Source organism: Pseudomonas sp. 05N431 (assembly GCF_056397005.1).
Window position 1 is genome coordinate 361,870 of sequence record NZ_JBFTMN010000009.1, and the last position, 21,987, is coordinate 383,856.

The 21,987-nt window shown below is 59.5% G+C and carries 16 protein-coding genes; 4 read left to right on the forward strand and 12 right to left on the reverse strand.

The genetic code is table 11. The annotated features are described in order from the left end of the window. Positions 1 to 55 precede the first annotated feature (55 nt). From AC1DIG_RS18210 to sdhC, 4 genes are read right to left on the reverse strand one after another with little or no spacing between them, the layout of a single operon-like run. A complete protein-coding gene (locus tag AC1DIG_RS18210; RefSeq protein WP_477768410.1) occupies positions 56 to 760 on the reverse strand; it encodes a succinate dehydrogenase iron-sulfur subunit in 705 nt (234 codons plus the stop codon). 11 nt (positions 761 to 771) lie between these two features. Beyond that, entirely contained in the window at positions 772 to 2,547 is a 1,776-nt protein-coding gene (gene sdhA / locus AC1DIG_RS18215) for a succinate dehydrogenase flavoprotein subunit (protein WP_054593425.1), read from the reverse strand. Positions 2,548 to 2,550: 3 nt separating this feature from the next. Further along, a complete protein-coding gene (gene sdhD, locus AC1DIG_RS18220) occupies positions 2,551 to 2,919 on the reverse strand; it encodes a succinate dehydrogenase, hydrophobic membrane anchor protein (protein WP_477768411.1) in 369 nt (122 codons plus the stop codon). After that, the gene (gene sdhC, locus AC1DIG_RS18225) at positions 2,913 to 3,287 is read right to left on the reverse strand and encodes a succinate dehydrogenase, cytochrome b556 subunit (RefSeq protein ID WP_427534693.1); all 375 of its coding nucleotides are present in this window, start codon (positions 3,285 to 3,287) and stop codon (positions 2,913 to 2,915) included. Before sdhC ends, sdhD begins: the two co-directional genes overlap by 7 nt. Before the next feature lie 363 nt (positions 3,288 to 3,650). Between sdhC and gltA the strand changes: the two genes are divergently transcribed. After that, a complete protein-coding gene (gltA, locus tag AC1DIG_RS18230) occupies positions 3,651 to 4,940 on the forward strand; it encodes a citrate synthase (RefSeq protein ID WP_477768412.1) in 1,290 nt (429 codons plus the stop codon). 304 nt (positions 4,941 to 5,244) lie between these two features. On the opposite strand, the gene AC1DIG_RS18235 is transcribed toward gltA, so the two are convergent. The 3 genes from AC1DIG_RS18235 to AC1DIG_RS18245 form a co-directional block, all read right to left on the reverse strand. Then, positions 5,245 to 6,903: a cation acetate symporter gene (locus AC1DIG_RS18235; RefSeq protein ID WP_477768413.1), complete on the reverse strand. Its 1,659-nt coding sequence runs from the start codon at positions 6,901 to 6,903 to the stop codon at positions 5,245 to 5,247. After that, a complete protein-coding gene (locus AC1DIG_RS18240) occupies positions 6,900 to 7,211 on the reverse strand; it encodes a DUF485 domain-containing protein (RefSeq protein WP_477768414.1) in 312 nt (103 codons plus the stop codon). Before AC1DIG_RS18240 ends, AC1DIG_RS18235 begins: the two co-directional genes overlap by 4 nt. 307 nt (positions 7,212 to 7,518) lie before the next feature. Continuing rightward, on the reverse strand, positions 7,519 to 8,370 hold the full coding sequence (locus AC1DIG_RS18245) for a glycine betaine ABC transporter substrate-binding protein (protein WP_477768415.1): 852 nt from the start codon (positions 8,368 to 8,370) through the stop codon (positions 7,519 to 7,521). A gap of 288 nt (positions 8,371 to 8,658) precedes the next feature. Here AC1DIG_RS18245 and AC1DIG_RS18250 point away from each other — a divergent pair, with 288 nt between their 5' ends. Further along, on the forward strand, positions 8,659 to 10,254 hold the full coding sequence (locus AC1DIG_RS18250) for a glycoside hydrolase family 17 protein (RefSeq protein ID WP_477768416.1): 1,596 nt from the start codon (positions 8,659 to 8,661) through the stop codon (positions 10,252 to 10,254). 125 nt (positions 10,255 to 10,379) lie between these two features. Here the strand turns inward: AC1DIG_RS18250 and AC1DIG_RS18255 are convergent, their stop codons facing one another. Beyond that, on the reverse strand, positions 10,380 to 10,748 hold the full coding sequence (locus AC1DIG_RS18255; RefSeq protein ID WP_477768417.1) for a hypothetical protein: 369 nt from the start codon (positions 10,746 to 10,748) through the stop codon (positions 10,380 to 10,382). A 223-nt stretch (positions 10,749 to 10,971) separates the two neighbouring features. Between AC1DIG_RS18255 and AC1DIG_RS18260 the strand changes: the two genes are divergently transcribed. Together AC1DIG_RS18260 and AC1DIG_RS18265 are read left to right on the forward strand one after the other, a co-directional pair. Continuing rightward, positions 10,972 to 12,270, forward strand: a complete 1,299-nt coding sequence (locus AC1DIG_RS18260) for a serine/threonine protein kinase (protein WP_477768418.1) — start codon at positions 10,972 to 10,974, stop codon at positions 12,268 to 12,270. Next, complete coding sequence (locus AC1DIG_RS18265; RefSeq protein ID WP_477768419.1) at positions 12,263 to 13,051, forward strand: MlaA family lipoprotein; 789 nt, start codon at positions 12,263 to 12,265, stop codon at positions 13,049 to 13,051. The genes AC1DIG_RS18260 and AC1DIG_RS18265 overlap by 8 nt, the downstream gene beginning before the upstream one ends. 207 nt (positions 13,052 to 13,258) lie before the next feature. On the opposite strand, the gene AC1DIG_RS18270 is transcribed toward AC1DIG_RS18265, so the two are convergent. The 4 genes from AC1DIG_RS18270 to AC1DIG_RS18285 form a co-directional block, all read right to left on the reverse strand. Continuing rightward, on the reverse strand, positions 13,259 to 14,173 hold the full coding sequence (locus AC1DIG_RS18270; protein ID WP_477768420.1) for a DUF808 domain-containing protein: 915 nt from the start codon (positions 14,171 to 14,173) through the stop codon (positions 13,259 to 13,261). 72 nt (positions 14,174 to 14,245) lie between these two features. Further along, entirely contained in the window at positions 14,246 to 15,802 is a 1,557-nt protein-coding gene (locus AC1DIG_RS18275; protein WP_477768421.1) for an efflux transporter outer membrane subunit, read from the reverse strand. After that, positions 15,799 to 18,903: an efflux RND transporter permease subunit gene (locus AC1DIG_RS18280; RefSeq protein WP_477768422.1), complete on the reverse strand. Its 3,105-nt coding sequence runs from the start codon at positions 18,901 to 18,903 to the stop codon at positions 15,799 to 15,801. Before AC1DIG_RS18280 ends, AC1DIG_RS18275 begins: the two co-directional genes overlap by 4 nt. Positions 18,904 to 18,908: 5 nt before the next feature. Next, on the reverse strand, positions 18,909 to 21,974 hold the full coding sequence (locus AC1DIG_RS18285; protein ID WP_477768423.1) for an efflux RND transporter permease subunit: 3,066 nt from the start codon (positions 21,972 to 21,974) through the stop codon (positions 18,909 to 18,911). Positions 21,975 to 21,987 lie beyond the last annotated feature (13 nt).

Here is a 21,987-nt window from a genome sequence, read left to right on the forward strand (position 1 = left end):
AAGCCCGCGCCTTAGCCTCTACGGGTACAGCAGTTCTACGGGTACAACAGCTGAATCACACGCCGCTTTGCAGCAGCATGTTACGTATGTGACCGATGGCCTTAGTCGGGTTCAGGCCTTTCGGGCATACGTTGACGCAGTTCATGATCCCGCGGCAGCGGAATACGCTGAACGGGTCATCCAGCGAAGCCAGACGCTCGGAAGTCTTGGTGTCGCGGCTGTCTGCCAGGAAGCGGTAAGCTTGCAGCAGAGCAGCTGGACCCAGGAACTTGTCCGGGTTCCACCAGAAGGACGGGCAAGAGGTCGAGCAGCAAGCGCACAGGATGCACTCGTACAGACCGTCAAGCTTTTCACGCTCTTCAGGAGTCTGCAGACGCTCGATGGCCGGAGCCGGCGTGTCGTTCTGCAGGAAAGGCTTAACCTTTTCGTATTGCTTGTAGAAGATGCTCATATCGACGACCAGGTCACGGATAACCGGCAAACCTGGCAGAGGACGAACGATCAACTTGTTACCTTTGACGACAGAAGACAGCGGCGTGACGCAGGCCAGACCGTTTTTGCCGTTGATGTTCATGCCGTCGGAACCGCAAACACCTTCACGGCAAGAGCGACGATAGGAGAAACCCTCGTCCTGCTCTTTGATCAGGGCCAGCACGTCCAGCACCATCAGGTCTTTACCACCGGTATCGACCTGGAATTCCTGCATGAACGGCGCGGCGTCCTGATCAGGGTTGTAGCGATAAACACTGACTTGCAACATGGCGGCCACCCTTAATAAGTCCGAATCTTAGGTTCAAAAGTCGGAACAGTCTTCGGCGAGAAGTTCACGGCACGCTTGGTAACGCGCTTGTCACCCGGGAAGTACAGGGTGTGGCACAGCCAGTTTTCGTCGTCGCGATCTTCGTAGTCTTCACGGGCGTGAGCGCCGCGGGACTCTTTGCGGATCTCTGCAGCGATGGCAGTAGCTTCGGCCACTTCCAGCAGGTTTTGCAGTTCCAGCGCTTCGATACGAGCAGTGTTGAACGCCTGGCTCTTATCGTTGATCTTGACGTTGGCGATACGGCCACGCAGATCAGCCAGTTGAGCAATACCCTTCTGCATGTATTCGCCGGTACGGAATACACCAAAGTAGTTCTGCATGCAGCTTTGCAGCTCTTTACGCAGGGTAGCGACGTCTTCGCCTTCGGTACGCGAGTTCAGGCCATCGAGACGCGCCAGGGCTGCGTCGATGTCGGACTGGCGAGGGCGAGCGTAGTCGACGCCTTCTTTCAGGGTCTGCTCCAGGAACAGGCCGGCGGCACGGCCGAATACCACCAGGTCGAGCAGCGAGTTGCCGCCCAGACGGTTGGCACCGTGAACCGATACGCACGCCACTTCGCCTACCGCGAACAGGCCAGGAATGATCTGGTCCTTGCCGTCGGCGTCCTGAGTGATTGCCTGACCATGAATGTTGGTGGCAACGCCGCCCATCATATAGTGGCAGGTTGGAACAACCGGGATCGGCGCTACGGCTGGATCGACGTGAGCGAAGGTCTTGGACAGTTCCATGATGCCTGGCAGACGGCTGTGCAGAACTTCTTCACCGAGGTGATCGAGTTTCAGCATCACGTGGTCGCCATCCGGACCGCAACCGTTGCCGGCGATGATTTCTTTAACCATCGAGCGAGCAACCACGTCACGACCGGCAAGGTCCTTGGCGTTCGGAGCATAACGCTCCATGAAACGCTCGCCGTGCTTGTTGATCAGGTAACCGCCTTCACCGCGGCAACCTTCAGTAACCAGTACACCTGCGCCGGCGATGCCGGTCGGGTGGAACTGCCACATTTCGATGTCTTGTACCGGCACGCCAGCACGCAGAGCCATGCCGACGCCGTCACCGGTGTTGATCAGGGCGTTGGTGGTGGACGAGTAGATACGACCTGCACCGCCTGTCGCCAGAACGGTGGCGTTAGCGCGGACGTAGGAGGTTTCGCCGGTTTCGATGCAGATGACGATCATGCCGACAAAGGCACCATCTTCGTTCTTCACCAGGTCGACGCCGTAGTATTCGTTGAGGAATACGGTGCCGGCCTTCAGGTTGGCCTGGTACAGCGTGTGCAGCAGAGCGTGACCGGTACGGTCGGCAGCGGCGCACGTACGGGCAGCCTGGCCACCTTTACCGAAGTCTTTCGACTGACCGCCGAACGGACGCTGATAGATGCGACCCTGTTCGGTACGGGAGAACGGTAAGCCCATGTGCTCGAGCTCGAAGACCGCTTCCGGGCCTACGGAACACATGTATTCGATAGCGTCCTGGTCACCGATGTAGTCGGAACCCTTGACGGTATCGTACATGTGCCAGCGCCAGTCATCGTTCGGATCAGCGGACGCGATGGCGCAGGTGATGCCACCCTGGGCGGATACGGTGTGCGAACGAGTCGGGAAAACCTTGGTGACTACGGCAGTCTTGTGACCACCTTGTGCCAGTTGCAGCGCAGCGCGCATGCCAGCACCGCCGCCGCCAATGATGATGGCGTCGAACGAAAGCGTATTTACTGAGTTAGACATGAATCAGATACCCCAGAGAATCTGCACACCCCAGACGAAGTAAGCGAACATCGCAACGCCGCATACTGCCTGGAAAAGGAAACGTACTGCAGTCGCGGACTTGCCCAGCGCCATTGGCGTCAGGTAGTCGGTCGCGATGGTCCACATGCCGACCCAGGCGTGAGCGCCAAGGGCAACCAGGGCCAGTAGACTGAAGATGCGCATCCAGTTGTTTGCGAACAGCAAGTGCCATTGGGCGTAGCCAATGCCAGGGTGCGCAACAAGGTATCCGATCAGAAAAATGAAATAAGCCGCGAGAACGACCGCAGACACACGCTGTGCCATCCAGTCATAGAGGCCCGAACGCGATAGGTTCGTAACGCTGGTTACCATATCCAAACTCCCGCCAGAACGATCAACACCACGGAAACGGCGATGATAATTTTCGAGCCCAGCTTGCCGCCTTCCAGCGTCTCACCGATGCCCATGTCCATGATCAGATGGCGTACACCGGCCACCATGTGATACAGCAAGGCGGACAGCAGGCCCCATGCTACGAACTTGGCCAGCGGACTGGTCAAGCATGCCTTCACCTCGGCAAAACCTTCCTCGGAACCCAGGGATTTGCTCAATGCATACAGCATGATGCCAAGGCCCAGGAAGAGGATGATGCCGGAAACACGGTGAAGAAACGACGTAACGCCGGTGATGGGGAGTTTGATGGTCCTTAGGTCTAGGTTTACAGGTCGTTGGCTTTTCACGGCTTTTTTTTCACACTGAAGAGCCCCTAACAATCAGGGCAAAGTTGTTGGGGAGTGCACTGGTCAGGTAACCACCACCCAGGGATGCGACCCCCAATAAAGCAGGCCCAAAAGCCCCTGGCGGTCGGTGGCCGAGTATAGACAGTTAGGCTACTAATGACAACGCGTTCACCTTCCCCTAATAGCTCATTGCGCAAGCGGGATAAAAGGCGTAAACGGCAGGTAATTTCGAGGAAAAAGTCCGGTTAAAGCCTTCTGGAGCAAGACTTTAGGCAAATTGACATTCGAATTTATCTCACTATAGTGGTGCGGGCCCTGCGTGGGGGGTCTGTCTGATGATTTCAAGCATAAATAGGAGGCCACATGGCTGACAAAAAAGCGCAGTTGATCATCGAGGGCGCAGCCCCCGTCGAGCTGCCCATTTTAACCGGCACCGTTGGTCCCGATGTAATCGACGTTCGGGGCCTGACGGCCACGGGCCGCTTCACTTTTGACCCGGGTTTCATGTCGACCGCCTCTTGCGAGTCGAAGATTACCTATATCGACGGCGACAACGGCATTCTGTTGCACCGCGGCTACCCGATCGAGCAACTCGCCGAGAAGTCGGACTATCTGGAAACCTGCTTCCTGCTGCTCAACGGCGAATTGCCGACAGCAGAACAGAAGGCCCAGTTCGTCAGCACCGTCAAGAACCACACCATGGTTCATGAGCAACTGAAGACCTTCTTCAACGGCTTCCGCCGCGACGCTCACCCAATGGCCGTCATGTGCGGTGTAGTCGGCGCCCTTTCGGCCTTCTACCACGACTCCCTGGACATCAATAACCCGCAGCATCGCGAAATCTCCGCGATCCGTCTGGTTGCCAAGATGCCAACCCTGGCAGCGATGGTTTACAAGTACTCCATGGGTCAACCCATGATGTACCCGCGCAACGACCTGTCGTACGCGGAAAACTTCCTGCACATGATGTTCAACACCCCGTGCGAGATCAAACCGATCAGCCCGGTACTCGCCAAGGCCATGGACCGGATCTTCATCCTCCACGCCGACCACGAGCAGAACGCATCGACCTCCACCGTACGCCTGGCAGGCTCGTCGGGTGCCAACCCGTTCGCCTGTATCGCTGCCGGTATCGCTGCACTCTGGGGCCCGGCTCACGGCGGCGCCAACGAAGCAGTGCTGACCATGCTCGACGAAATTGGCGATGTGTCGAACATCGACAAGTTCATCGCCAAGGCCAAGGACAAGAACGATCCGTTCAAACTGATGGGCTTCGGTCACCGGGTTTACAAGAACCGCGACCCACGCGCTACGGTCATGAAAAAGACCTGCGACGAAGTGCTCAAGGAACTGGGTATCAAGAACGATCCGCAACTCGAACTGGCCATGCGCCTGGAAGAGATCGCCCTGACCGACCCGTACTTCATCGAGCGCTCGCTGTACCCGAACGTCGACTTCTACTCGGGGATCATCCTCAAGGCAATCGGCATTCCAACCAGCATGTTCACCGTGATCTTCGCCCTGGCGCGGACCGTCGGCTGGATCTCCCACTGGAAAGAAATGCTCTCCAGCCCGTACAAGATTGGCCGCCCGCGCCAGCTGTACACCGGCTACGAGTCGCGTGACATCACCAAGTTGGAAGACCGCAAGTAAGACCTGTCTTGCGATAACGTCTTAGCTGCACCGGAAACGGCCTCTGCCTCTGATACAAGAGCAGAGGCCGTTTTTGTTTACCCCCAATTTGCAGCGACAGGCCTGCCGCCATCGCGAGCAAGCTCGCTCCCACAGGGATTGCGTGATCACCGGAGATCCACTGTGGGAGCGAGCTTGCTCGCGATGGCATTCGACCAGGCAACACACCCCTCAAATCCGGCCCAAACAAAAATGCCCCGATCTCTCGATCGGGGCATTTCTATTTAACGCTGCTTATATATAGACGCTTATACAACCCTATACGTTAGTGCGACACCGCCCCACTCGCCCCCAACCCGGTCTGCGAACGGACGAATTGCGGGAAGAACAGCGCCCGCTCATTGTCAGCCGCCGCGGACTTGTCGGTGATGGAGAAGAACCAGATGCCGACAAAGGCAATGGCCATCGAGAACAGCGCCGGGTACTCATACGGGAAGATCGCCTTCTCGTGCCCCATGATCTGCACCCAAATGGTCGGGCCCAGCACCATCAAGCCCACCGCACTGACCAGCCCCATCCAGCCACCGACCATCGCACCGCGTGTGGTCAGTTTCTTCCAGTACATGGAAAGCAGCAGCACCGGGAAGTTGCAGCTGGCAGCGATCGAGAACGCCAGGCCCACCATGAACGCGATGTTCTGGCTTTCGAACAGGATGCCCAGAACAATCGCCAACACGCCCAAGGCAATGGTGGTGATCTTCGAAACGCGGATCTCATCCTTCTCGTTAGCCTTGCCCTTCTTGATCACGCTGGCGTACAGGTCGTGAGACACCGCCGTGGCCCCGGCCAGGGTCAGGCCGGCAACCACCGCCAGAATGGTGGCGAAGGCCACCGCCGAGATGAAGCCGAGGAAGATACTGCCACCCACCGCATTGGCCAGGTGCACCGCCGCCATGTTGTTGCCGCCCAACAGTGCCCCTGTAGCATCCTTGAAGGCCGGATTGGTGCTGACCAGCAGGATTGCGCCGAAGCCGATGATGAACGTCAGGATGTAGAAGTAGCCGATGAAGCCGGTGGCATACAGCACGCTTTTGCGCGCTTCTTTAGCGTCACTCACGGTGAAGAAGCGCATCAGGATATGCGGCAGGCCAGCGGTACCGAACATCAACGCCAGGCCAAGGGAGAATGCCGAGATCGGGTCTTTCACCAGACCGCCCGGGCTCATGATCGCCTCACCTTTGGGGTGAACCTTGACCGCCTCGGAGAACAGCGTATTGAAGTCGAAGTGGACGTGCTTCATCACCATCAGCGCCATGAACGACGCGCCGGACAACAACAGCACGGCCTTGATGATCTGCACCCAGGTGGTCGCCAGCATGCCGCCGAACAACACATAGAGGCACATCAGGATCCCTACCAGAATCACCGCAACATGGTAATCCAGGCCAAACAGCAGCTGGATCAGCTTGCCGGCACCGACCATTTGCGCGATCAGGTAGAACGCCACCACCACCAGCGAACCGCAGGCTGACAAGGTGCGAATCTGGGTTTGCCCAAGGCGGTAGGACGCCACGTCGGCAAAAGTGTACTTACCCAGGTTACGCAGACGCTCGGCGATCAGAAACAGAATGATCGGCCAGCCCACCAGGAATCCGATCGAGTAGATCAGGCCATCGTAGCCCGACGCAAATACCAGCGCGGAAATCCCCAGGAACGACGCCGCCGACATGTAGTCACCGGCAATCGCCAGGCCGTTCTGCAAACCGGTGATCCTGCCGCCTGCTGCATAGTAGTCAGCGGCTGATTTGTTGCGCTTGGACGCCCAGTAAGTGATGCACAGCGTTGCACCAACAAACACCACGAACATCAGGATCGCCGACACGTTGAGTGGTTGTTTGTGCACTTCGCCGGTAAGCGCCTCGGCCGCCCAAACGGCCGGTGCGAAGGCGGTAATGCCTAAAGCTGCCAATAGACGCCGGATCATTGCTGAGCCTCCTTGAGAATCGCATTGTTCAGGTCGTCGAATTCGCCATTGGCGCGTCGTACGTAGATGGCCGTCAGGACGAAGGCCGACACAATCAGCCCTACACCAATCGGTATGCCCCAGGTAATCGATGACTCAGGGCTGATCTTCGCCCCCAGTACATGCGGCCCGTAAGCAATCAGAAGAATGAAACCGGAGTACAGCCCAAGCATGATCGCCGAAAGAATCCAGGCGAACCTCTCCCGTTTACGAACCAGCTCCTTGAAGCGCGGGCTGTTTTGAATCGTGAGGTAAATGCTGTCGTTCATTGTTTTTATCCTCGCAGCACAGATTTTAGTTGGAACGTATCCACTCTATGCGGCTACGGAACAGGTTCCAGACGACCTTAGTATTAGAACGACATGACGATTTCGCCAATTTTCGGACCCTAAACAGCCGAAAGAATTGGAAATGGCTATTGAATCAGCCACAAACCCTGTGGAGCGGGGATCAACCTGAAACAAATGTGGGAGCGAGCTTGCTCGCGATAGCGCCGTATCAGTCAACCTATCTGTCAACTGTTACACCGCCATCGCGAGCAAGCTCGCTCCCACAGGGATGAAGCGTTATCCGGGTTTATTTAGTCCATTCAGCGACGCGCGCAGGGTGCTTGGTCACCCACTCCTTGGCTGCCACTTCAGGTTTGGCACCATCCTGGATAGCCAGCATGACTTCGCCGATTTCGTCTTTCGACGCCCACTGGAAGTTCTTCAGGAACTTCGCAACTTCCGGCGCTTTGGTTGCCAGTTCTTTGCTACCGATGCTGTTTACGGTTTCAGCTGCGCCATAAACGCCTTTTGGGTCTTCCAGGAAGCGCAGTTTCCACTTGGCGAACATCCAGTGCGGCACCCAACCGGTGACTGCGATGGATTCGTTTTTCTTCTCGGCACGGGTCAGCTCGGCAATCATGCCGGCACCGGAACTGGCCTTGAGGGTGTAGTTGCTCAGGCCGTAGTCCTTGATCGCCTGATCGGTCTTGAGCATCACGCCTGAACCGGCGTCGATGCCGACGATACGACCTTTGAAGCTATCGTCGGTTTTAAGATCCTCGATGGTCTTGGCCTTGACGTACTCCGGCACGATCAGACCGATTTTCGCATCCTTGAAGTTCGGGCCGTAATCGACGACCTGATCCTTGTTCTTCGCCCAGTATTCGCCATGGGTCACTGGCAGCCAGGCTGACAGCATTGCATCGAGTTTACCGGTGGCTACACCCTGCCACATGATCCCGGTGGCCACAGCTTGCAGTTTCACGTCGTAGCCGAGCTTTTGCTTGATCACTTCAGCAGCCACGTTGGTGGTGGCGACGCTGTCCGACCAGCCATCGACATAACCGATCGTCACTGCCTTGCTTTCGGCGCTGGCCACAGTAGAACTGATCGCCAGCACCAAAGCCGCACCTGCGCCCAAGAGTAGTCGCATCTTCATCGTTACTTCCCCGAAAGTGCTGCGCCCGACGGATGCCGAGCAGCGTCAATGTATTGTTATGGTGCCCAGCGCCCCCATCACGCCTCACCGCAAACCCATTCGAACATCAGCGGAGTACTGATGGGTCGATAATCAACCTCGCGCCCGAGGTGACCTGCTCTGCCTGCGACCTCAAGGCATCGAGAAACGACATCAGAACGCCAGTAACCGCGCCCTGCAAAAATGCCCCTGCGAATCCCGCCTGAACTTTGCATGTCAAAACCATGCAGGTCACCAAGCACGGGACAAATGCAGGTAAGATGCGCGGCTTTGTTCCCAGACGGCCTGACCATGCCCGCCACCTCGCGCTTCCCCTTCTTCGCTTATCTATTCGCCTGCCTGCTCGGCCTGTTTGCCCTTGGTGGTTACTGGTACGGGCTCGGTCAACCGGTGGTGCTGCCGGACGTGGCCAGCGCCACGCACAAATTGCAGTGCGCCTCGTACACACCATTCGACAAGGACCAATCACCATTCGATCAGCCGTTCAAACTGCGCCCTGAACGCATGGACGCCGACCTCGCGTTGCTGGCAACCCGCTTCGAGTGCATTCGCACCTATTCAATGACTGGTCTCGAAGCGCTGCCGGACCTGGCACGCAAACATGGCCTGAAACTGATGATCGGCGCCTGGGTCAACAGCAATCCGGTGGACACTGCCAAGGAAGTCGAACTGCTGATCGCCGAGGCCAACGCCAACCCGGACGTGGTCAGCTCAGTGATCGTAGGCAACGAAACCCTGCTGCGCAAGGAAGTCACCGGCGCGCAATTGGCCAAGCTGATCAACCACGTCAAGAGCCACGTCAAACAGCCGGTGACCTACGCCGACGTCTGGGAGTTCTGGCTCAAGCATCCTGAAGTCGCCCCGGCGGTGGACTTCCTGACCATCCACTTGCTGCCGTACTGGGAAGATGATCCGTCCAACATCGACGCCGCCCTGCAGCACGTTGCCGAGGTTCGGCAGATCTTCGGCAGCCGCTTCGCGCCCAAGGACGTGCTGATTGGCGAAACCGGCTGGCCGAGTGAAGGTCGTCAACGGGAAACCGCTGTACCGAGCCGCGTCAATGAAGCCAAGTTCATTCGTGGTTTTGTGGCGATGGCCGAGCAGCAAGGCTGGCACTACAACCTGATCGAAGCCTTTGACCAACCGTGGAAACGCGCCAGTGAAGGAGCGGTCGGTGGTTACTGGGGGCTGTTCGACGCAAACCGCCAGGACAAGGGCGTACTGGCAGGCCCCGTCACCAACCTGCCGTTCTGGCCGCAATGGCTGGCAGTCGGTGGTCTGATCTTCCTCGGTACGTTGATGCTGGGCGGCCGCGTACGCAGTACTCGTGCAGCGTTGATGTTGCCACTGCTCGGTGCAGTCGCTGCGTGCTCCATTGGCACCTGGGGTGAACTGGCTCGCGCTACCAGCCGCTTTGCCGATGAGTGGACCTGGGCCGCGTTACTGACCGGTCTGAACTTCTTGGTACTGGCCCACGCGGCATTGTTCCTCAGCGCCAGAACCGGTTGGCGTGAACGCGCCTTCAATGCGCTGGAACGTCGCGCTGGCTGGTTGCTCGCTGCCGCCGGATTCGCTGGCGCAGTGATGATGCTGGGGCTTGTATTCGAACCGCGCTATCGCAGCTTCCCAAGCGCCGCCCTGCTGCTGCCAGCGCTGGTCTATCTGATTCGCCCGGTCAATGCACCACGCAGGGAAATCGCACTGCTGACCTTCATCATCGGCGCCAGCATTGCCCCGCAGTTGTACCGTGAAGGCCTGTTCAACCAGCAAGCCTGGGGCTGGGCACTGGTTTGCCTGCTGATGGTTGCCGCGCTGTGGCGCAGCCTGCGGGTGCGCCAAGCTTAAGGATAGAAGCGCCTGCCGGCGCTATCGCGAGCAAGCTCGCTCCCACATTGGATCATCTGTGTGCACAAATTATGTGAACGATCGGGATCAAGTGTGGGAGCGAGCTTGCTCGCGATGATGGTCTATCAGGCAGCGCGTGGCGCCCGAACCAACCGCAACCCCGCGATCACCACGGCAAATACCGCAATGCCGGTGTTGTACAACGCCAATGCCGGAAACCCGCACACCAGCGACAGCACCGCCAGCCACCAGCCAGCCCGGCCCGGCACCACAAAGCCGAGCACCGCAGCCGCCAATGCAGCCCCGCCCATCACCTTGAAATGAATCATCAAGCCGAGGGTCGAGCGCGCCTGGCATTCCCAACGGCTTGCTTCATCGACGCAGAGACCAACCCACTGGGCATCCTCCATCAGGACATAACGCAGGCCATAACTGGCGGCCAGCCACAGCGGCAAGGCGATAAGCAAAATAATCACGGGCAGACGGCGAGACATGAAGCACTCCGATAAACGAAAACGGCGCCCAGCTTAATCGCCCGCCAGCGGTAAGCAAGCAAGACCATCAGAAAACTGTTCAGCCAATAGCTGCAAAGTGTATCGTCACGCCGCTATTGATCCGAATTCAGCCTCTTTGGTGCCGCCGCATGGCACTTTGGCACATTACTGATGGTCATAGCCTGCGAACCTCATCAGGCACCTTCCTTTAAGGGATTTAGTCATGCTCCGTTCCCTGCGCTTCGCTGCCTTGTTTGGCGGCCTTATTTTGAGTGCGTCCGCGCTGGCGGCGGACATCGACGCCGTCAGTTATGGCTACCCCTTGACCAACCCGTTCGAGGCGACCATTGCCACGACCCCGCCGGAGTTGCGTCCCGAGTTGCCGTCCGATGACGCGATCCATCAATCGGATTACACCCTGAAGCTGCGTCCGGAACGCGAGTTCGACCTGCCGGACAATTTCTGGCCAGTGAAAAAGCTCACCTATCGCATGGCCACGCAGGATCACGCCGCACCGCTGATTTTCCTGATTGCCGGCACCGGCGCACGCTTCGACAGCAGCATTAACGAATACCTGAAAAAGCTCTACTACAAGGCCGGTTATCACGTCGTGCAACTGTCCTCACCGACCAGTTTCGACTTCATGAGCGCCGCTTCCCGCTTCGCCACCCCAGGCGTGTCCAAGGAAGATGCCGAGGACATGTACCGCGTGATGCAAGCGGTCCGCGCGCAAAACCCGAAGCTGCCGATCACCGACTACTACCTCACCGGCTATAGCCTGGGCGGACTGGACGCGGCGTTTGTCAGCAAACTGGATGAAACCCGACGCAGCTTCAACTTCAAGAAAGTCTTGCTGCTCAATCCTCCGGTCAACCTCTACACCTCTGTCACCAACCTCGACAAACTGGTGCAAACCGAGGTCAAGGGCATCAACAACAGCACCACGTTCTATGAACTGATGCTCAACAAGCTGACGCGCTACTTCCAGCAGAAAGGCTACATCGACCTCAACGACGCCCTGGTCTACGACTTCCAGCAATCGAAACAGCACCTGAGCAACGAACAGATGGCCATGCTGATCGGCACCTCGTTCCGCTTTTCCGCTGCCGACATCACCTTCACCTCGGACCTGATCAACCGACGCGGCCTGATCATCCCGCCCAAGTTTCCGATCACCGAAGGCACCAGCCTCACGCCATTCCTCAAGCGTGCACTGCAATGTGATTTCGACTGCTACCTCACCGAGCAGGTGATCCCGATGTGGCGCGCCCGGACCGACGGCGGCAGCATCTTGCAGTTGATCGACCAGGTCAGTCTCTACGCGCTCAAGGACTACCTGCACGACAGCCCGAAAATTGCCGTGATGCACAATGCCGACGATGTGATCCTCGGCCCGGGCGACCTCGGCTTCTTGCGTAAAACCTTCGGCGATCGCCTGACGGTTTACCCTCACGGCGGCCATTGCGGCAACCTCAACTACCGCGTCAACGCCGACGCCATGCTGGAGTTCTTCCGTGGCTAAACATTTTCTGCTTCTCGCCGCGTTGCTCTGCGCAGGCTATGCCAATGCCGACAACAGCAAGGCCAACAGCACGACCGTGGTTGATCAGGACGGCTTCACCGAGCCCATGACCAAACTCAAGTTCAACCCGGGGCTGGACCAGCGCGAGTTCGAACGCTCGACCCTGAATGCGCTGAATGTCTATGATCCGCTGGAGTCGTGGAACCGTCGGGTCTATCACTTCAACTACCGCTTCGACCAATGGGTGTTCCTGCCGGTGGTCGACGGTTATCGCTACATCACCCCAAGCTTCCTGCGCACGGGCGTCAGCAACTTCTTCAACAACCTGGGTGACGTGCCCAATCTGGTGAACAGTCTGCTGCAGTTCAAGGGTCAGCGTTCGCTGGACATCACCGGACGACTGCTGCTCAACACGACCCTCGGCATCGGCGGACTGTGGGACCCGGCCACCGCCATGGGCCTGCCGCGCCAGGTCGAAGACTTCGGCCAGACGCTGGGCTTCTACGGGGTTCCGGGCGGCGCTTACTTCGTACTGCCAATCCTCGGCCCTTCGAACCTGCGTGATACCGCAGGCCTTGCGGTCGACTATACGGCGGAGTCGGCAATCAACTACCTGAACGTGTCGAAAGTCAGCGAAAACCATCCGGAAATCTGGGTCCTGCGCAGTATCGACAAGCGCTATCAGACCAACTTCCGCTACGGCCAGCTGAACTCGCCGTTCGAGTACGAAAAAGTGCGTTACGTGTACACCGAAGCTCGCAAGTTGCAGATCGCCGAGTAAGGCGTTCAGCGGGTAACAAAAAAGGCCATTCGAGCGGATCGAATGGCCTTTTTCATAGCTATCTCAAACACCACAAATACACTGTGGGAGCGAGCTTGCTCGCGATGAGGGCATAACATTCAACATCAATGTTGATGGTTAGAACGCTATCGCGAGCAAGCTCGCTCCCACATTTGAGATTTGATGCCTTTGGATAGTGTTCAGGCTTCAGCCTTTGACTGCTTTCCAGATTTTGCTTGCCACCATCACACCCGCCAATACCACCGCACCGGCAATAATCCCTGCCACTGCGTTGAGCAACGTCGGCACGATAAACCCGGCACCACCGGCACCGGCGCCGACACCTTCAATCCAGTGATGCACCACCGGCACGCCATGGGTCAGGATCCCGCCGCCGACCAGGAACATCGCCGCCGTGCCGATCACCGAGAGGCTTTTCATCATGTATGGCGCGGCGCGCAGGATGGCGCCGCCGATGCTTTTGGCCATTTGCCCGGGCTTGCGGGTCAGCCACAGGCCAAGGTCGTCGAGCTTGACGATGCCCGCCACCAGGCCATAAACGCCGATGGTCATGACGATAGCGATGCCTGACACCACAATCACCTGCTGCATCAGCGTTGCACCTGCCACGGTGCCGAGGGTGATAGCTATGATTTCAGCCGAAAGGATGAAGTCGGTGCGCACCGCGCCTTTGATCTTGTCCTGCTCGTATGCCACCAGATCTGTCGCCGGATCAGCGACGGCTTCAACCAACTGCGCATGTTCTGCCTGATCTTCAGCCTTGCTGTGCAAAAACGAGTGGGCAAGTTTTTCAAAGCCCTCGAAACACAAGTAGGCCCCACCGACCATCAACAACGGCGTGACCAGCCACGGAACGAATGCACTGATCGCCAGCGCTGACGGCACCAGGATCAGTTTGTTGCGAAACGAGCCCTTGGCCACGGCCCAGACCACCGGAATTTCCCGCTCGGCGCGGACACCGGATACCTGCTGGGCGTTGAGCGCCAAGTCGTCGCCGAGTACGCCGGCGGTCTTCTTCGCGGCCATCTTGGTCATCAGCGCGACATCGTCGAGTACGGCGGCGATATCGTCGATCAACACCAGCAAACTGCTTCCAGCCATGGGTAAAGCTTCCCTACACAAATAAAAAGTGCGCGGAGCATAACGCGCCCGGCGCGGGGGAAGCGAGACACCTCAATGATCGGTTTGAGCTGTCGACTGCACCTGCCAGCCTCCGCCCAGGCTCTGGAACAACGCGACACTTCCCTGACTCAGCAAACCCTGGGTATCGCGCAGGTTCTGCTCGGCTTGCAGCAGGACCAACTGCTGGGTCAGAACGGTTTGCTGACTGACAGTGCCTGCGCGCTTTTGCGCCTCCTGGCTGCCAAACAATTGCCGGTTGCGCTGGTAGATCTGCTCGAAGGCCTGGGCCTGCGTATGCAGGTGATTGATCGCCGAGAGGTTGTCTTCAACGTTTTGCAACGCACTGAGCACCGTACCGCGATAGTTCGCGACATCCTGATCGTAACTGGCCCGCGCCTGCTGCACCGCGGCTTCCCGGGCACCACCCTCGAAAAGGGTTTCAGCCAGCGCCGGGCCGAGGGTCCAGACCCGGTTCGGCACGCTGAACAGGCCACCCAGCGCCGTACCGCGATAGCCGACCTGACCGGTCAAATTCAGCGTCGGAAAAAACGCCGCCTCGGCCACGCCGATCTTCGCATTCGCCGCCGCTGCCGCACGCTCGGCAGACACTACATCGGGACGGCGCTGCAATAGACTCGATGGCAGGCTCAGCGGCGGCATGGGCAGCACGAAGCTATAGTTCACGGTGGGCGGCAGATTGAATTGCGCTGGCGCCACGCCCACCAACACGGCCAGCGCATGCTCGAACTGCTCGCGCGAACGCTGTGCGGTTTGCAAGGCCGCGACCACGCTGGTCAGTTGATCCTGGGCGATCAGCAATTGATCGTTGGTCGCGGTGCCTTGCACGGTCTGCACCTGAATCATCGTCAGCAACTGCTGATTGATCGCCTGCTGCTGTTGCAACAGACCGACGTCAATATCCAGTTGGCGCAAGCCCAGGTAGTTACTGGCGACACTGGCGCTGATGGACAGGCGCACGCCCGCCAGTAATGCATCGGAAGCCTGGGCCGACGCCTGACTCGACTCGATGCCGCGCCGCACCAGGCCCCACAGATCCGGCTCCCAGCTGGCGCTCAACGTGGCACTGACCGTTTGCACGACACCGCCAGCACTGCTGCCAGATGAAGTACTGGCGCCAGTGCTGCTACTGCCGCCTGCGCCAACACCCCGCGATCCGGACAACCCGACGCCCACTGTCGGCCACAGCCCGGCCCGGCTCGACGCCACTTGGGCCTGTGCCAGGCGATAGGCCGCTTCGGCGGCGATGATCGACTGGTTGGCCCTGGCTGAACGCGCAATCAAATCGTTGAGGATAGGGTCCTGATATGAAAGCCACCACTGGCTGTCCAGCGCACCCTGCGGATTGGCCTGCGCACGCTGCCATTGCGCACCCTCCTTGAAGCTCATCGGCAATTCGATGGCTGGCTTTTGATAATCCGGACCGACCATGCAACCGCCAAGTACCACCCAAAGCACGACGCCGCTGACCTGTAGCAGCTGGCGAAGCCTGCGTTCGGGGACGAAGTCGCCGTCAGCCTTTTGGCGACCGCTACGCGATCGAACGCAGGCTTCGCCAGCGACTACAAGGGATTTGCGCTCACTGCTCATTCACGCCTCCCCAGGCGCCGGGACGCCCGATCGAGCCAGAGGTAGATCACCGGGGTGGTGTAAAGCGTCAGCATCTGGCTGAACACCAGCCCGCCAATAATCGAAATGCCCAGCGGCCGACGCAGCTCCGAGCCGTAACCGCTGCCGAGTACCAGCGGCAACGCACCGAGGATCGCCGCCAGCGTTGTCATCATGATCGGCCGGAAGCGGATCAGGCACGCCCGGCGAATCGCTTCCTTGGCGTTGAGCCCCTGCTCCCGGCGTTCGGTGATCGCAAAGTCGATCATGATGATCGCGTTCTTCTTGACGATGCCGATCAGCAAAATCACCCCCACCAATGCAATGATCGACAGCTCGGTGCCGGTCAACAACAAGGCAATCAGCGCGCCCACACCGGCCGACGGCAAGGTCGACAGGATGGTCAACGGGTGCGTCAGGTTTTCGTAGAGGATGCCCAGCACGATGTACACCGACAACAACGCTGCACAGATCAGCAACGGCTCGCTGGCCACCGATGACTGGAACACCTGTGCCGTACCGGCGAATTGCCCGACCACGCTGGCGGGCATTCGCAGCTGTGCCACGGCATTGTCGACCAATGCCGTGGCCTGGCCGATGGACACGCCAGGCGCAAGGTTGAACGACGCAGTCACTGCCGGGAACGTGCCCTGGTGGCTGATGGAAATGGCCGTGCGATCCACCGAGTAATCGGCCAGTGCCGACAATGGCACCAACTGCGGGTTGGCGTTGGCACTCAGATTCGGCACGACGCTGCGGCCCCGGCTCACCGCAAGCGTGCCGACCGGCACATAGATCGAGCTGAGCGTTGCCGGGTCACTCCAGTACGGCGGCGCCACCTCCATCACGATGTGGTACTGATTGGCTGCGCGATAAATAGTCGAGACCTGGCGCTGGCCAAAGGCGTCGTACAGTGTCTGGTCGATAGCCGAAATACTGACCCCGAGCCGTGCCGCCACATCGCGGTTGATCTTCAGATTGGCCCGCAGACTGTTGTCCTGCTGATCGGTGTTGAGGTCGGTCAGTTGCGGCAACGCATGCAACGCCGCGAGCACCTTGGGCACCCATTCATCCAGCGCGCTCTGATCATCGGCGGTCATCGTGTACTGGTACTGCGCGCCACTCTGGCGACCACCAACGGTGATGTCCTGGGACGACTGCAAATACAGGCGCGTGCCCGGCATCTCGCCAAGGGTGCGGCGCACTTGCGCGACCACCTGATCGGCGCCGTCCCGGCGCTCGGCCAGCGGCTTGAGGGCAATGAACAACTGCGCCGTGTTGATCGCCCCGCCACCGCCGACAAAACCGCCCACCGTCAGCACGTTCGGGTTGCCCAGTACCTTCTGGTTGATCTCCCTGAAACTGCGTTGCATCGCCACGTAGGAAACGCTTTGTGGCGCCACGATGCTGCCGGACAAACGCCCGGTGTCCTCCTGTGGAAAAAAGCCCTTGGGCACCAGCACATACAACACTCCGGCGAACGCAATCACCAACAGCGTGAGCAGGCCCATCAGCACCGAGTGCTCGATGACCCAGCCGAGGGTACGGTCGTAAAACCGGTGAAACCGCGAATCGGGTTGATCGCTGTCCTTCGCCGCCTGCTCCTGAGTGCGCAACAACAGGCTGGACAGCATCGGTGTGACTGTCAGCGAGATCAGCATGGAAATCATGATCGCCACCGACAAGGTGATCGAAAACTCGCGAAACAGCCGGCCGACAATCCCGCCCATCAGCAGCAATGGAATGAACACCGCCACCAGCGACACACTGATGCTCAGCACGGTGAAGCCGACTTCTTGCGCGCCCACCAGGGCTGCGTGCAGACGGCTCTCGCCTTTTTCCAGATGACGCATGATGTTCTCGACCACCACAATCGCATCGTCCACCACGAACCCGGTGGAAATAGTCAGTGCCATCAGCGACAGGTTGTTCAGGCTGTAACCTAGGAAATACATCGCCCCAAAGGTCCCCAGCAGCGACAACGGCACCGCAATGGCCGGCACCAGGGTGCTGCGCCAATCGCGAAAGAAGCCGAACGTCACCAGCGTCACCAGCACAATCGAGGCGATCAGCGACAACTCGACATCGTGCAGCGACGCACGAATGGTGGTGGTGCGGTCCATCAGGATATTGAGTTTGATGCTCGCCGGAATCGAACTTTGCAGGAACGGCAGTTCGGCTTTGACCGCATCCACGGCACTGATGACGTTCGCCCCCGGCTGCTTGAACACCACCAGCAGCACCGCAGACTTGCCGTTGGACAGACCGAAATTACGCAAGTCCTCGACGTCTTCGCGCACATAACCGAGGTCGGAAATACGCACCACATCACCCTTGTGCTGCTTGACCACCAGCGGCGCGTAATCGTCCATCGTGTAGAGCATGTCGTTCGCCGCAATGCCTTGGGATTGTGCCCCGACGGCCACCGCCCCCTTGGGCAGGTTGGCGTTGGAAGACGCGATCACCGCTCGCACCTGTTCCAGGCTGACGCCGTAGCGGTTGAGCCGGTCCGGGTTCAGCTCAACGCGCACTGCCGGCAACGCGCCGCCGCCGACGATGACATCGCCGACGCCTTTGGTTTGCAGCAGGCGTTGCTCCAGCAGGGTCGAGGCGACATCGTACATTTGCCCCGGCGTGGCGGTGTCCGAGGTCAGGCTGATGACCAGAATCGGTGAATCGGCGGGGTTGACCTTGCGGTAGGTCGGGTTGCCCGACAAGTCACTCGGCAGGTTGGTTCGCGCCGCATTGATCGCCGCCTGCACGTCCCGCGCGGCGCCGTTGATGTCGCGATTCAAATCGAATTGCAGGTTGATCCGGGTCGCGCCCAAGGTGCTGGACGAAGTCATCTGGGTGACGCCGGCGATCTGTCCGAACTGACGCTCCAACGGCGTTGCCACCGAGCTGGCGACGGTGCTCGGGTCAGCTCCGGGCAGCGATGCACGGACGCTGATGGTCGGAAAATCCACCTCGGGCAACGGCGCCACCGGCAGCAACAGAAACGCCAGGATCCCGGCCAGCGCCAGCCCTGCCGCCAACAGGGTGGTGGCAATCGGACGCTGGATGAACGGCGCGCTGAGGTTCATCGCCGTCAGCCTTCAACGACCGGAGGTCGCCCACTAAAACGGCGTTCCAGTTTATGCATGGCGAGGAAAATCACTGGCGTGGAAAACAGCGTCAGCATTTGGCTGAGCAGCAGCCCGCCGATGATCGTAATCCCCAACGGATGCCGCAACTCGGAGCCGATCCCGGTGCCCAGCGCCAAGGGTACAGCGCCAAACAACGAAGCCATGCTGGTCATCAGAATCGGCCGGAAACGCAGTTCGGCCGCCTGCCGGATCGCAGCCTTTGGGCTCAGACCGCCCTTGCGCTGCAGTTCCAGGGCAAAGTCGACCATCATGATGCCGTTCTTCATGACAATGCCGATCAGCAGCACGATGCCGATCAAGCCAATGATGTCGAACTGCGTGCCGGTGATCAGCAGCGCCAGCAACGCGCCCAGCGCCGCCGACAGCAAGGTCGAGAGGATCGTCACCGGGTGCACGAAGCTTTCGTAGAGAATCCCCAGCATCAGGTACACCACGACAATCGCCGCGATCACCAGGAACACCTGATTGGACAATGACGCCTCGAAGGTCGCCGCCGCACCTTCCAGCGACGCTTGCACGGTCGGCGGCAAGCCGAGTTGCGCCTCGATGTCCTTGAGTCGGTTCACCGCTGCGCCGAGGGTCTGGCCGGGCGCCAGGTTGAATGACACGTCGGCGTAGGGAAACTGTCCGAGCCGGTTGATGGTGATCGGCGTGCGCACCACTTGCATGCTGGCCATGCTCGACAGCGGCGCCACCCCGCCACCCGGAATGTTCACGTAAAGCCCCGTGAGCAAGTCGGCCAGATTGCGCGGCGGATGATCGGTGGCCAGCACCACGTGATATTGATTGAGCTGGGTGTAGAGGGTCGACACCTGGCGCTGGCCGAAGGCGTCATACAGCACATCGTCGATGGCTTGCGGCGTAATGCCCAGACGTGAAGCGGTGGCACGGTCAAAGGTCAGCTGGATCTGATTGCCGAACTGTAACGCCTGGCTTTGCACGTCGGTGAACATCGGCTCGTGCTTGAGCGCTGTCAGCAGCTTTCCGGTCCACAGCGCCAGCACCTGCGGATCGATGGCTTGCAGGCCGAGTCGATAGCTGGTGGTCGACACCGTGGCATCCAGTGTCAGGTCCTGCACGGCGTGCAGGTACAGACGAATGCCGGCGTCATCGCTGTTCGCATCCGACAGCCTGCGGATCACCGCCGCACTGCTGTCGCGCACGCCGCGAGGCTTGAGGTTGATCAGCAGGTTGCCCTGGTTGATCGTCGGGTTGGTCTGGTCGATGCCGACAAAGGACGACAGGCTCTCGACCGCCGGATCTTGCAAAATCCTCGCGGCCAGTCGCTGCTGCTCGAGCTGCATCTGCTGGAACGAAATGGTCGGTGAGGCCTGGGAGATCCCCTGAATCAGTCCGGTGTCCTGTTCGGGGAAAAAGCCCTTGGGCATCACCACAATCATCAACAGGGTCAGCAACGCGGTACACACCACCGAGATCAGTGTCAGCACCTGATGGTCCAGTACCCAATCCAGGCCGCGCAGGTAATGGCCATTGATCCGGTCGAAAAAGTCGACCCGTCGCTCCTGCTGCCGGGGCTTGAGCATCCGCGCGCACATCATCGGCGTCAGGGTCAGCGAGATCAGCGCCGAAATAATGATGGTCACCGCCACGGTCATGGCGAATTCGCGAAACAACCGGCCCACCACATCGCCCATGAACAGCAACGGGATCATCACCGCAATCAGCGCCACCGACAGCGAAATGATGGTGAAGCCGATCTGCGCCGAGCCCTTGAGCGCGGCCTGCAAGGGTGGCTCTCCGGCCTCGATGTAGCGCGTGATGTTTTCGATCATCACGATGGCGTCATCGACCACAAAACCGATGGCAATGGTCAGCGCCATCAGCGTCAGGTTGTTCAGGGAGAATCCCAATGCGTACGCCACCGCCAGCGTGCCAATCAGCGTCAGCGGCACTGTGACGGCGGGGATCACCGTCGCCGGGATCTTGCGCAGAAACAGGAAAATCACCAGCACCACCAGCACCACCGCGACCGACAATTCGTACTGCACGTCGGTGACCGAAGCACGGATGGTCTGGGTGCGGTCGGTGAGTACAGCGACCTTCAGGGTGCTGGGCAGACTGGCACGCAGCTTGGGCAACAGTCGCTGGACCCGGTCGACCACGTCGATCACGTTGGCCCCGGGCTGACGCTGGATGTTCAACAGAATCGAGGGCGTGCTGTCGGTCCAGGCCGCCTGACGCGGATTCTCCGGCCCCTGAAAGGAACTGGCGATTTGCGCCAGACGAATCGGCGCACCGTTTTTATAAGCGATCACCAGATCCTGATAGTCATCGGACGACTGCAACTGATCGTTGCCGCCAATCGAGTACGCCTGGAACTTGCCATCGATGTTGCCTTTGGCCTGATTGACGTTGGCATTGCCCAGCGCCGTGCGCAGCTCTTCCAGTGACAGGCCCAGGTTGTTCAGCGCCGAGGTATTGGCCTGAACCCGCACCGCCGGGCGCTGTCCGCCGCTGATGGTGACCAGACCGACACCGGTGATCTGCGAGATTTTCTGCGCCAGTCGAGTGTCGGCAAGGTCTTCGATTTTGGTCAGGGGCAACACGTCGGAGGTCAGCGACAGCGTCAGCACCGGGGCGTCTGCCGGGTTGACCTTGCTGTACACCGGCGGGTACGGCAGGTTCGTCGGCAGGAACGTCCCGGCTGCGTTGATGGCGGCTTGTACTTCTTGCTCAGCGATATCCAGCGACAACGCCAGATCAAATTGCAGGGTAATCACCGAGGCACCGTCGGAGCTGGTGGAGCTCATCGATTTGAGCCCCGGCATCTCGCCGAGCTGGCGCTCCAGTGGCGCAGTGATCGACGAGCTGACCACCTGCGGACTGGCACCGGTGTATTGGGTAAACACCTGAATGGTCGGGTAATCGACCTCGGGCAGTGCCGACACCGACAGAAAGTGATAACCCAGCATCCCCAGCAGCAACACCGCCACCATCAACAGCGTGGTGGCGACCGGCCGCTCGATAAAGGGCCGCGAGACGTTCATGGCTGCCGGCTGC